Source organism: Streptomyces niveiscabiei (assembly GCF_001419795.1).
GTDB lineage: Bacteria > Actinomycetota > Actinomycetes > Streptomycetales > Streptomycetaceae > Streptomyces > Streptomyces niveiscabiei.
Genome location: NZ_LIRL01000647.1, coordinates 1 through 11934, shown reverse-complemented (window position 1 = coordinate 11934; position 11934 = coordinate 1). Strand labels below are relative to the sequence as shown.

Annotated in this window: 9 protein-coding genes; 7 read left to right on the top strand and 2 right to left on the bottom strand. The window is 68.9% G+C overall.

The window, feature by feature from the left end; all coding sequences use genetic code 11:
* The first annotated feature begins 355 nt into the window (after window positions 1–355).
* From AOK24_RS29190 to rbsD, 7 genes are all read left to right on the top strand, one after another.
* Window positions 356–802 (top strand): NUDIX hydrolase, encoded by a 447-nt coding sequence (locus tag AOK24_RS29190; protein WP_055723040.1) that lies wholly within the window; start codon window positions 356–358, stop codon window positions 800–802.
* Window positions 803–847: 45 nt separating this feature from the next.
* Window positions 848–1318 (top strand): GNAT family N-acetyltransferase, encoded by a 471-nt coding sequence (locus AOK24_RS29185; RefSeq protein WP_055723039.1) that lies wholly within the window; start codon window positions 848–850, stop codon window positions 1316–1318.
* A gap of 120 nt (window positions 1319–1438) precedes the next feature.
* On the top strand, window positions 1439–2455 hold the full coding sequence (locus tag AOK24_RS29180; protein ID WP_055723038.1) for a LacI family DNA-binding transcriptional regulator: 1017 nt from the start codon (window positions 1439–1441) through the stop codon (window positions 2453–2455).
* Complete coding sequence (locus AOK24_RS29175; protein WP_055723037.1) at window positions 2452–3972, top strand: sugar ABC transporter ATP-binding protein; 1521 nt, start codon at window positions 2452–2454, stop codon at window positions 3970–3972. Before AOK24_RS29180 ends, AOK24_RS29175 begins: the two co-directional genes overlap by 4 nt.
* Window positions 3962–5908, top strand: a complete 1947-nt coding sequence (locus AOK24_RS29170; RefSeq protein ID WP_055723036.1) for an ABC transporter permease/substrate-binding protein — start codon at window positions 3962–3964, stop codon at window positions 5906–5908. The genes AOK24_RS29175 and AOK24_RS29170 overlap by 11 nt, the downstream gene beginning before the upstream one ends.
* A gap of 89 nt (window positions 5909–5997) precedes the next feature.
* Window positions 5998–6903 (top strand): ribokinase, encoded by a 906-nt coding sequence (locus AOK24_RS29165; RefSeq protein WP_055723035.1) that lies wholly within the window; start codon window positions 5998–6000, stop codon window positions 6901–6903.
* Entirely contained in the window at window positions 6900–7289 is a 390-nt protein-coding gene (rbsD, locus tag AOK24_RS29160; protein WP_055723034.1) for a D-ribose pyranase, read from the top strand. The genes AOK24_RS29165 and rbsD overlap by 4 nt, the downstream gene beginning before the upstream one ends.
* A gap of 287 nt (window positions 7290–7576) precedes the next feature.
* Here the strand turns inward: rbsD and AOK24_RS29155 are convergent, their stop codons facing one another.
* The gene (locus AOK24_RS29155; protein ID WP_055723033.1) at window positions 7577–8866 is read right to left on the bottom strand and encodes a citrate synthase; all 1290 of its coding nucleotides are present in this window, start codon (window positions 8864–8866) and stop codon (window positions 7577–7579) included.
* 260 nt (window positions 8867–9126) lie between these two features.
* A complete protein-coding gene (gene recD2 / locus AOK24_RS29150; protein ID WP_055723032.1) occupies window positions 9127–11379 on the bottom strand; it encodes an SF1B family DNA helicase RecD2 in 2253 nt (750 codons plus the stop codon).
* Between the last annotated feature and the right edge of the window lie 555 nt (window positions 11380–11934).

Sequence of the window (11934 nt, the reverse complement as noted above, 5' to 3'; positions counted from 1 at the left end):
AGATGTGTATAAGAGGACAGTCACAGCCCTGACCCTCGCCAGCCTCTTCGCGATGTCCGCAGCGACCCTGACGAGGCTCCTCGACACCTGATCCACCCCCAACACCCCTGAACGTCCCGCCCGTTCGCCGACCCCGCAGCGGACGGACGGGACTGCCAACCCCCACCGCTCCCGCGCGCGAAGCCGAGCTCTACGCCGAAGCAGCCGCCCACCTGATGAGCAGAGGGGTTCAGGTGCTCCCTCTCGACACCAGCCACGTCACCCCATCGGACGTTGCACACCGAATCGCCGACGCCATCCCGGCTCTGCCGATAGCGTCGATCGCCTCGACCACCCGCCCAACCCCCCAGGAAACATGAGCGGACAACCGGCACAGCCCGTCATCGACACGCACGTCATCCTCCGCGATGGCGCCAAGATCCTCTTCTCGCAGCGCGGCGGCCCCTACGGTCGCGGCCGATGGCACATGCCGTCCGGCAAGCTCGACCAGGGCGAATCCCTGACCGATGGTGCCGCCCGCGAGCTGTACGAGGAGACCGGCGTCAGCGTGGACCCGGCTCACTTGCGCCTGGTCCATACCGTCCACCATCGGCAGGACGCTCGGACGGAGCGCATCGGCTTCTTCTTCGAGGCCACCGAATGGGAAGGGCAGCCCGTCAACAAGGAACCGGAGAAGTGCCTCGCACTCGAATGGTTCACCATCCACGACCTGCCCGACGACATCATCGAGTACCCCGAGGCGGGCCTGCGCGGCTACCTCGACGGCCGCAGCCCCCTCGCGGAGCACGGCTGGCAGCAGTAGACCAACGCCCAGATGATCCCCCCGAGTTCTGTCTAGGCTCCCCTCATGCTGTCCCTGGAGCGCCTCCGAGCCGACCACGCCCCCGCCCTGCTCACCTTCGAGCTGGAGAACCGCGCCTACTTCGCCCGAACCATCCCCGACCGGGGCGACGACTACTTCCGGGAGTTCGACGACCGACTCACCGGCCTGCTCGCCGAGCAGGAAGAGGGCGTATGCCACTTCCACGTACTGCTGAGCGGCGAGGAAGTGGCAGGGAGGGTCAACCTCGTGGACGTAGAGGACGGCCTAGCCGAACTGGGCTACCGAGTGGGACAGCGCTGGACCGGGCAAGGAGTCGCGACGAGGGCCGTCGGCGAGGTATGCCGGCTGGCGCGAGAAACGTACGAGCTCCGAGGCCTCTTCGCAGGGACGGCCGTAGAGAACCGAGCCTCACGGACCGTCCTGGAGCGAAACGGATTCGTGACCACCGGCGCCACCGAGCACGGCGGACTCCACTACGAGCTCGCGCTCATCTGAGCGGGGTTCATCACGATCAGGTTTCAGCCACTGGCTGAAGACTTGCCCGCCGGGCATGTAATCGATTCCAATCGTGTTGACACGTCGATGTAATCGATTCCACGAGGAGGTGGGGCGGCTATGGCGAGCATCAAGGATGTTGCGGCCGAAGCGGGAGTGTCGGTCGCCACGGTGTCGCGTGTCCTGAACGAGCACCCCTCGGTGAGCGCGGACGCGCGGACGAAGGTGCTGGCGGCCGTCGAGGCGCTGGGATACCGGCCGAACGCCGTCGCGCGCTCCCTGCGTACCGATCAGACCCGCACCTTGGGCCTCGTGATCAGCGACGTGCTGAACCCGTACTTCACGGAGCTGGCAAGGTCCGTGGAGGAAGAGGCGCGGGCGCTCGGCTACAGCGTGATCATCGGGAACGCGGACGAGCGACCGGACCTCCAGGACCACCACGTACGGACGCTGCTGGACCGCCGTATCGACGGCCTGCTGGTCTCGCCCACCGACGGCGGATCGCCGCTGATGCTGGACGCCGCCCGGGGCGGGACGCCGATGGTGTTCGTGGACCGCTGGATCCCCGGCGTGGACGTACCCGTCGTGCGGTCGGACGGGCGCGCGGCCGTCCGGGATCTCGTCGCGCACCTGCACCGGCTGGGCCACCGCAGGCTCGCGATCATCGCCGGGCCGGCGGCCACCACGACCGGCCAGGAGCGCGTCGAGGCGTTCCGGGAGGCGCTCGCACAGTGCGGGCTCGATCTGCCGGACCGGTACATCGGCCAGGGCGACTTCCAGGCCGAGAGCGGACGCCGGGTCACCGAGGGCTTCCTCGACCTCGCCGAACCCCCGCAGGTCGTGTTCGCGGCGGACAACCTGATGGCGCTGGGCGCCCTGGACGCCGTACGCGCGCGCGGGCTGCGCGTGCCGGACGACATCGCGCTCGCCGCGTTCGACGACATCCGCTGGTTCGTGCACACGGACCCGCCGATCACCGCGATCTCGCAGCCCACGGACGAGCTGGGGCGGGCCGCCGTCCGCGCGCTCGTGGACCGCATCGAGGGGCGGGCGCCGCAGTCGGTGACGCTCCCCGCCCGTCTCGTCGTTCGCCGCTCGTGCGGCGAGAACCCCGTAACGAACAGGAGCCAGTCGTGAGCAACGCGGACGAGTTGCTGCGCATCGAGGGCATCAGGAAGACCTTCCCCGGGGTGGTCGCGCTGGACCGCGTCGACTTCGACCTGAGGCGGGGCGAGGTCCATGTGCTGCTCGGTGAGAACGGCGCGGGAAAGAGCACGCTGATCAAGATGCTCTCCGGCGCGTACACACCGGACGAGGGCCGCATTCTGGCGGGCGGCGAGGAGGTGCGCATCCATGGTGCGCAGGACTCCGAGCGGCTCGGGATCGCCACGATCTACCAGGAGTTCAACCTCGTCCCCGACCTGACGGTCGCCGAGAACATCTTCCTGGGCCGCCAGCCGCGCAAGTACGGGATGATCGACCGCAAGAAGATGGAGGCGGACGCCGAGGTGCTGCTCGCACGCGTCGGCGTCAACGTCTCGCCCCGCGCGCGGGTGCGTGAACTCGGCATCGCCCGGCTCCAGATGGTCGAGATCGCCAAGGCGCTGAGCCTCGACGCGCGCGTACTGATCATGGACGAGCCGACGGCCGTGCTGACCTCCGAGGAGGTCGAGAAGCTGTTCGTCATCGTGCGCAAGCTGCGCGAGGACGGCGTCGGGATCGTCTTCATCACGCACCACCTGGAGGAGATCGCCGCGCTCGGGGACCGGGTGACGGTCATCCGGGACGGCAAGTCGGTCGGCCAGGTGCCCGCCTCCACGCCGGAGGAGGAACTCGTACGGCTGATGGTGGGCCGGTCCATCGAGCAGCAGTACCCGCGCGAGCGGGCCGACACGGGCGCCGCGCTGCTGTCCGTGGAGGGGCTGACGCGGGACGGCGTCTTCCACGACGTCACCTTCGAGGTGCGCGCGGGTGAGGTCGTCGGTATCGCCGGTCTCGTCGGCGCGGGTCGTACCGAGGTGGTACGCGCCGTATTCGGGGCGGACCCGTACGACCACGGTACGGTCCGGGTCTCCGGGTCCTCCCTCAAGCGTCACGACGTCGTCGCCGCCATGGCCGCGGGCATCGGTCTAGTACCTGAGGACCGCAAGGGCCAGGGCCTCGTGCTCGACCAGTCGGTCGAGGAAAACCTCGGACTCGTCACTCTCAGGTCTGCCACCAAAGGGGGGATCGTCGACCTCAAGAGCCAGCACGACGACGCCGCCCGGATCGCCGGGCAGCTCGGCGTGCGGATGGCGGGGCTCGGCCAGCAGGTGCGCACGCTGTCCGGCGGCAACCAGCAGAAGGTCGTCATCGGCAAGTGGCTCCTGGCCGACACGAAGGTGCTGATCCTCGACGAGCCGACGCGCGGGATCGACGTCGGCGCCAAGGTCGAGATCTACCAGCTGATCAACCAGCTGACGGCCGCCGGGGCGGCCGTCCTCATGATCTCCAGCGATCTGCCCGAGGTGCTCGGTATGAGCGACCGGGTGCTGGTGATGGCACAGGGCCGCATCGCGGGCGAGCTGTCCGCCGACCAGGCCACGCAGGACGCGGTCATGTCGCTGGCCGTGAGCAACCCCACTACCGAACTGGAGGCCCCCCGTGGCCGCTGAAACGCTCAAGAGCGGTACGGGCGCCGGTGGCGCCGCGGCGGTGCGCCGCCTGCTGCTCGACAACGGCGCGCTGACCGCGCTGATCGTCCTCGTCGTCGCCATGTCGGCGCTGTCGGGCGACTTCCTGACCACCGACAACCTGCTCAACGTCGGTGTCCAGGCGGCCGTGACCGCCATCCTCGCCTTCGGCGTCACCTTCGTGATCGTCTCGGCGGGCATCGACCTGTCGGTGGGTTCGGTGGCCGCCCTGTCGGCGACCGTGCTGGCGTGGACCGCCACCTCGCACGGGGTACCGGTGGCCATCGCGGTACTGCTGGCACTCGCGACGGGTATCGCCGCCGGTCTGATAAACGGCTTCCTGATCTCGTACGGCAAACTGCCGCCGTTCATCGCGACGCTCGCCATGCTGTCGGTGGCGCGCGGGCTCGCGCTGGTCATCTCGGACGGGTCGCCGATCGCGTTCCCCGACTCGATCTCCCACCTGGGCGACACGCTCGGCGGGTGGCTGCCGGTGCCGGTGCTCGTGATGGTGGCCATGGGTCTCATCGCCGCGTTCGTCCTGGGGCGTACGTACATCGGCCGTTCGATGTACGCCATCGGTGGTAACGAAGAAGCGGCACGCCTGTCGGGCCTGCGGGTGAACCGGCAGAAGCTCGCGATCTACGCCCTGTCCGGCGTCTTCGCCGCCATCGCCGGTGTCGTCCTCGCCTCCCGGCTCTCCTCCGCGCAGCCGCAGGCCGCCAGCGGGTACGAACTGGACGCCATCGCCGCCGTCGTCATCGGCGGCGCGTCCCTCGCCGGGGGTACGGGTAAGGCCTCGGGCACGCTGATCGGCGCGCTGATCCTCGCGGTGCTGCGCAACGGGCTGAACCTGCTGAACGTCTCCGCGTTCTGGCAGCAGGTCGTCATCGGTGTCGTCATCGCGCTGGCGGTGCTGCTGGACACGGTCCGGCGCAAGGCCGGGGCGGCGCCGACGGCGATCGGGGCGCCCGGCGGGGGCAAGGGGAAGCAGGCCGCCACGTACGGGGTCGCGGCGGTCGTGACCGTCGCGGTCGTGGGGGCCACGTCGTTCCTGCACAACGACTCGACGTCCGACAACCAGAAGATCGGGCTCTCGCTCTCCACGCTCAACAACCCGTTCTTCGTGCAGATCCGGTCCGGTGCGCAGGCCGAGGCGAAGAAGCTGGGCGTCGACCTCACCGTCACCGACGCGCAGAACGACGCCTCCCAGCAGGCCAACCAGCTCCAGAACTTCACCAGTTCGAACCTCGGCGCGATCATCGTCAACCCGGTGGACTCGGACGCGGCCGGCAACTCCGTGAAGGCCGCGGACAAGGCGAAGATCCCCGTCATCGCCGTCGACCGCGGTGTCAACAAGGCCGACGTGAACGCGCTCGTCGCCTCCGACAACGTCGCCGGCGGCGAGCAGGCCGCGAAGACCATCGCCGAGAAGCTCGGCGGCAGCGGGAAGATCGTCATCCTCCAGGGGCAGGCGGGTACGTCCGCCGCGCGCGAGCGCGCCGAGGGCTTCGCCAAGGGGCTCAGGGCGTACCCCGGTATCCAGGTCGTCGCGCAGCAGCCGGCCGACTTCGACCGCACCAAGGGGCTCGACGTGATGTCGAACCTGCTCCAGGCGCACCCGGACGTGCAGGGCGTCATCGCCGCGAACGACGAGATGGCGCTCGGCGCGGTCAAGGCGCTCGGGTCCAAGGCCGGGAAGTCCGTCCAGGTCGTCGGGTTCGACGGAACTCCCGACGGGCTCAAGGCGGTTGAGCAGGGGACGCTGTACGCGTCCGTCGCCCAGCAGCCGTCGCAGCTCGGGAGGATCGCCGTCGACAACGCGCTCAAGGCGATCAAGGGCGAGAAGGTCGAGGAGACGATCAAGGTGCCGGTGAAGGTGGTCACGAAGGAGAACGTGGCCGGGTTCAGCGGCTGAGGTGAGCGGAGTGGCCGGGGCGCGGGTGCGTGCCCCGGCCGCTTCGGTGGTTCGGCCGGTTGTGCGATCCGTTCTGATTGGGGAGTTTCATGTACGACTACGACCTGCTGGTCGTCGGGTCGGCCAACGCCGATCTCGTGATCGGCGTCGAGCGCAGGCCCGGCGCCGGGGAGACGGTGCTCGGCTCGGACCTCGCCGTCCACCCCGGCGGCAAGGGGGCCAACCAGGCGGTCGCCGCCGCACGGCTCGGCGCGCGTACGGCGCTGCTCGCGCGGGTCGGGGACGACGCGAACGGGCGGCTGCTGCTGGAGTCGCAGCAGGGCGCCGGGGTCGACACGGTGGGCGTGCTGGTGGGCGGGGCGCCGACCGGCGTCGCGCTGATCACCGTCGACCCGTCCGGGGACAACAGCATCGTCGTGTCACCCGGCGCCAACGGCCGGCTGACACCTCAGGACATCCGCTCCGCCGGGTCCCTGCTCCACGCCTCACGGGTCGTCTCCGCGCAGCTGGAGATCCCGCTGGAGTCCGTCATCGAGGTCGTGCGCCAACTGCCCTCCGGTACGCGGTTCGTGCTGAACCCCTCGCCCGCGCAGGCGCTGCCCGCCGAGGTGTTGGCCGCGTGCGATCCACTCATCGTCAACGAGCACGAGGCCCGGGTGATCCTCGGCGGCGGCTCGATCGGCGACGATCCCACCGAGTGGGCACGGGAGTTGCTCGCGAGCGGGCCCAAGTCGGTTGTGGTGACGCTGGGTTCGGAGGGGGCGTTGGTGGCTTCCGCCGAGGAGGGCGTCACGCGCGTCGCTTCCGTCAAGGTCGATGCCGTCGACACGACAGGCGCCGGGGACTCCTTCACGGCCGCGCTGGCCTGGAAGTTGGGTGCGGGTGAGTCCCTCGCGGACGCCGCCGCCTACGCGGCCCGCGTCGGCGCGGTCGCGGTGACGCGGAGGGGCGCGCAGGAGTCGTTCCCGACGGCGGAGGAGGTCGACGCTCTGTGAAGAAGGGTGGGATTCTGAATCGCCATCTCGCCGGGGCCATCGCCGAGTTGGGGCACGGGGACGGGGTGCTCGTGTGCGACGCGGGGATGCCGATTCCGGACGGGCCCCGAGTGGTCGACCTCGCGTTCCGGGCGGGGGTGCCGTCGTTCGAGGACGTACTCGCCGGGCTGCTCGACGAGTTGGTCGTCGAGGGGGCGGTCGCGGCGGAGGAGGTCCGGGAAGCGAACCCCGGTGCGGACGGGTTGCTGGCCGGTTCCTTCGCGGAGCTGTCCTACGTCTCGCACGAGAAGCTGAAGGAACTCAGCGCCGGGGCGCGGCTGGTGGTGCGCACCGGGGAGGCACGGCCGTACGCGAACGTGCTGCTGCGGTGCGGGGTGTTCTTCTAGGTCCGCTTCTCGGTGGAAATGCTTCGAGGGGCCCCGTCCGTCGACCGGGCCCCTCGGCGTTTCCCCCTCCATGCCGGAACCCTCGCGATCCCCCCAGATCCCCCTCCAAGGTTCCGACGCACAGTACGACCGCCCTGGACGGGAAAGGGTTGTACGCCTCCCTGAAGATTTTTCCGCCTCCCAACGCCTCCGGCCCGCGCGGCAGCCAACCGTGGCAAAGGGCCCTCCCATCACCAGACGGAAGGACCCTCACCCACACTCACACCACCCGGCGTATTCGCCGAAGGCTAACGCTCCTCGACCGGGACGAAGTCCCGCTCCACCACGCCCGTGTAGATCTGCCGAGGACGCCCGATCCGCGAACCCGGCTCCTTGATCATCTCGTGCCACTGGGCGATCCACCCCGGCAGACGCCCCAGCGCGAACAGCACCGTGAACATCTCCGTCGGGAAGCCCATGGCCCGGTAGATGAGCCCGGTGTAGAAGTCGACGTTGGGGTACAGGCTCCGCGACACGAAGTAGTCGTCGGAGAGCGCGTGCTCCTCAAGCTTGAGCGCGATGTCGAGCAGCTCGTCGGACTTGCCGAGCGCGGAGAGGACATCGTGGGCCGCGGCCTTGATGATCTTCGCGCGGGGGTCGAAGTTCTTGTAGACCCGGTGCCCGAAGCCCATGAGCCGGACGCCGTCCTCCTTGTTCTTCACCTTGCGGATGAAGGAGTCGACGTCGCCACCGCTCGCCTGGATGCCTTCGAGCATCTCCAGGACGGACTGGTTGGCGCCACCGTGGAGGGGCCCCCACAGCGCGTTGATGCCCGCGGAGATGGACGCGAACATGTTCGCCTGCGACGACCCGACGAGCCGGACCGTCGAGGTCGAACAGTTCTGCTCGTGGTCGGCGTGCAGGATGAGCAGCTTGTCGAGCGCGGCGACGACGACCGGGTCGAGGTCGTAGTCCTGGGCCGGCACGGAGAACGTCATCCGCAGGAAGTTCTCGACGTACCCGAGGTCGTTGCGCGGGTAGACGAACGGATGCCCGACGGACTTCTTGTACGCGTACGCCGCGATGGTCGGAAGCTTCGCGAGCAACCGGATCGTCGAGAGATTGCGCTGCTTCTCGTCGAACGGATTGTGGCTGTCCTGGTAGAACGTCGACAGCGCGGAGACGACGGACGACAGCATCGCCATCGGGTGCGCGTCGCGCGGGAACCCCTTGTAGAAGTTCTTGACGTCCTCGTGCAGCAGCGTGTGCTGCGTGATGTCGCTCTTGAACACGGCGAGCTCGTCGACGGTCGGCAGCTCACCGTTGATCAGCAGGTAGGCCACCTCCAGGAACGTGGAGCGCTCGGCCAGCTGCTCGATCGGGTAACCCCGATAGCGCAGGATGCCCGCCTCACCGTCGAGGTAGGTGACCGCGGATTTGTACGCGGCGGTGTTGCCGTAGCCGCTGTCGAGTGTCACGAGACCGGTCTGGGCGCGGAGCTTCCCGATGTCGAAGCCCTTGTCACCGACGGTGCTGTCGATCACCGGGTAGGTGTACTCGCCGTCGCCGTACCGCAGTACTACAGAGTTGTCGCTCACGTCTTCCCTCACCGACGTTGTGCCTCATCTTCGAGGTTGCCCTGACTGTCTCTACCATCCCCCATTTGGCGCAGGAGAGTGCACTCGGGGTCGGCCATCGGGCGTGTCGGCGGCACTCAGTGCCGCCAACTTGTTCATCCTGCCGCCTTTGTTCCGCTTCCGGAAGTGCTCTGTGACCTTCGTGACTCATTTGATCGATCATTTTTTCCCACGACTTCACAGGGTAGGCGCGCGAGGGGTCATGCCTCCGGTGCACCCGCTCACCCGTTCGCCAGCCTGAAGTCCAGCGCCGTGCACCGCCTCCCGGCGGAGACCGTCCGGACGGCCTGCCCGATCGCCTTGCGCGAGCCCACGAGCACGACCAGCCGCTTCGCGCGCGTGACGGCCGTGTAGAGCAGGTTCCGCTGGAGCATCATCCATGCCCCCGTCGTGACGGGAATCACAACGGCGGGATACTCGCTGCCCTGCGACCGGTGGATGGTGACGGCGTACGCGTGCGCCAGTTCGTCCAGCTCGTCGAAGTCGTACGGCACCTCCTCGTCCTCGTCCGTCAGCACGGTGAGGCTCTGTTCCACCGGGTCGAGTGAGGTGATGACGCCGACGGTCCCGTTGAAGACCCCGTTGGCCCCCTTGTCGTAGTTGTTGCGCACCTGCGTGACCTTGTCCCCGACCCGGAACACCCGCCCCCCGAACCGCCGTTCGGGTACGTCGGGCCGGCCGGGCGTGATGACCTGCTGGAGCAGCCCGTTGAGGTTCCCGGCGCCCGCTGGCCCCCGGTGCATCGGCGCGAGGACCTGGACGTCGCGCCGCGGATCGAGCCCGAACTTCGCCGGGACGCGCCGCGCGGCCACGTCCACCGCGAGCTTCCCCGCCTCCTCCGTGTCGTCCTCGACGAACAGGAAGAAGTCCTTCATCCCGTCGGTCACCGGATGCTGCCCGGCGTTGATCCGGTGCGCGTTGGTCACCACCCCCGACTGCTGGGCCTGCCGGAACACGCGCGTCAGCCGCACCGCCGGCACCGGCCCGCCCTCGGCGAGCAGATCCCGCAGCACCTCGCCCGCGCCGACGCTCGGCAGCTGGTCGACGTCCCCCACGAACAGCAGGTGCGCGCCCGGAGGCACGGCCTTGACGAGCTTGTTGGCGAGCAGCAGGTCCAGCATCGACGCCTCGTCGACGACGACCAGGTCCGCGTCCAGCGGCCGGTCCCGGTCGTACGCCGCGTCCCCGCCCGGCTTCAGCTCCAGCAGCCGGTGCACGGTCGACGCCTCCGCGCCGGTCAGCTCCGCGAGCCGCTTCGCCGCGCGCCCGGTCGGCGCGGCCAGCAGCACCTTGGCCCGCTTCGCGCGCGCCAGCTCCACGATCGACCGCACGGTGAACGACTTCCCGCACCCCGGCCCGCCCGTCAGCACCGCGACCTTCTCGCTCAGCGCGAGCCGGACGGCCGCCTCCTGCTCGGGCGCCAGCTCCGCGCCCGTACGCCGCTTCAGCCACTCCAGCGCCTTGTCCCAGACGACGTCCCTGAACGCGGGCATCCGGTCCTCGCCGGTGCGCAGCAGCCGCAGCACCTGTCCGGCGAGGGACAGCTCCGCGCGGTGGAACGGCACCAGGTACACGGCCGTCACCGGCTCCCCGTCCGGACCGGGGACCTTCTCCCGTACGACACCGGGCTCGCCGTCCTCCTCGGCCGGCGGCCCGGCGAGTTCCCCCAGGCACTCGATGACCAGGCCGGTGTCGACCTGGAGGAGCTTCACCGCGTCCGCGATGAGGCGCTCCTCGGGGAGGTAGCAGTTGCCCTGGTCGGCGGATTGCGACAGCGCGTACTGGAGGCCCGCCTTCACGCGCTCGGGGCTGTCGTGGGGGATGCCCACGGACTGGGCGATCTTGTCGGCGGTGAGGAAGCCGATGCCCCACACGTCGGCCGCGAGGCGGTAGGGCTGGTTCTTGACGACGGAGATCGAGGCGTCGCCGTACTTCTTGTAGATGCGCACCGCGATGGACGTCGACACCTCGACGGTCTGGAGGAAGAGCATGACCTCCTTGATCGCCTTCTGCTCCTCCCAGGCGTCGGCGATCTTGCGCGTGCGCTTGGGGCCGAGGCCGGGGACCTCGATCAGGCGCTTCGGCTCCTCCTCGATGATCCGCAGGGTGTCGATGCCGAAGTGCTGGGTGATGCGGTCGGCGAAGACCGGGCCGATGCCCTTGACCAGGCCAGAGCCCAGGTAGCGCCGGATGCCCTGGACCGTCGCGGGCAGGACGGTCGTGTAGTTCTCCACGGTGAACTGCTTGCCGTACTGCGGGTGCGAGCCCCAGCGGCCCTCCATCCGCAGCGACTCCCCGACCTGCGCGCCGAGGAGCGCGCCGACGACCGTGAGAAGATCACCGGCGCCTCTGCCGGTGTCTACGCGGGCGATCGTGTAGCCGTTCTCCTCGTTCGCGTACGTGATGCGCTCCAGCACGCCTTCGAGGGTCGTCGACCGCCGTTCGCCCGAGGGGTTCCCCGCCTGACTGGACATGATCCGAAGGTACCGCCCGGGTCTGACAGCGGGGTGTGAACGGGCGGTTCCGGGCCGTCCGTAAAAGCGACCGGTCAGTATCCGACCGGCGCTCACTTTTCACCATCGATTCACAATCGAGATTGAAGCTTTACATTTCAAGTAAGCTGACGGACTATTTCCTCGATCATGCGCATGAGAGGATCGAACATCTCATCGCGAGGACGCGAAGAAATATCGCACCGCCCCGCGATATCCGGCTCCTGGAGACCCCCCACCGTTCCACGCCCGGAGATGCCGCCATGCCGTCGCACCCGATCAGAGCCCTTCTTCTCGGCTCGTCCGCTGCCGCCTCGCTGTTACTCCTCGCGGTCGCACTGGTCTTTTCGGTGAGTCACCCGACGGTGACCCGCCGCTATTCACCACCGAATGCGAGCCCGCTCGGACTTCCCCCCGAACACCGCCTTCCGCCCTCCGATTCCCGCCCGTATCCGAGCCCGGGCCCTGGCTGACTCCGCCTCAATTCCCGCCAGGCGCATTGCCGAAGAAAGAATTGCGAACGCCCCCTATGCCGCC

Coding starts and splice junctions, on each gene's coding strand:
- recD2 (WP_055723032.1), bottom strand. CDS start 11,379: ATGTCCAGTCAGGCGGGGAACCCCTCGGGCGAACGGCGGTCGACGACC.
- AOK24_RS29185 (WP_055723039.1), top strand. CDS start 848: ATGCTGTCCCTGGAGCGCCTCCGAGCCGACCACGCCCCCGCCCTGCTC.
- AOK24_RS29190 (WP_055723040.1), top strand. CDS start 356: ATGAGCGGACAACCGGCACAGCCCGTCATCGACACGCACGTCATCCTC.
- AOK24_RS29180 (WP_055723038.1), top strand. CDS start 1,439: ATGGCGAGCATCAAGGATGTTGCGGCCGAAGCGGGAGTGTCGGTCGCC.
- AOK24_RS29165 (WP_055723035.1), top strand. CDS start 5,998: ATGTACGACTACGACCTGCTGGTCGTCGGGTCGGCCAACGCCGATCTC.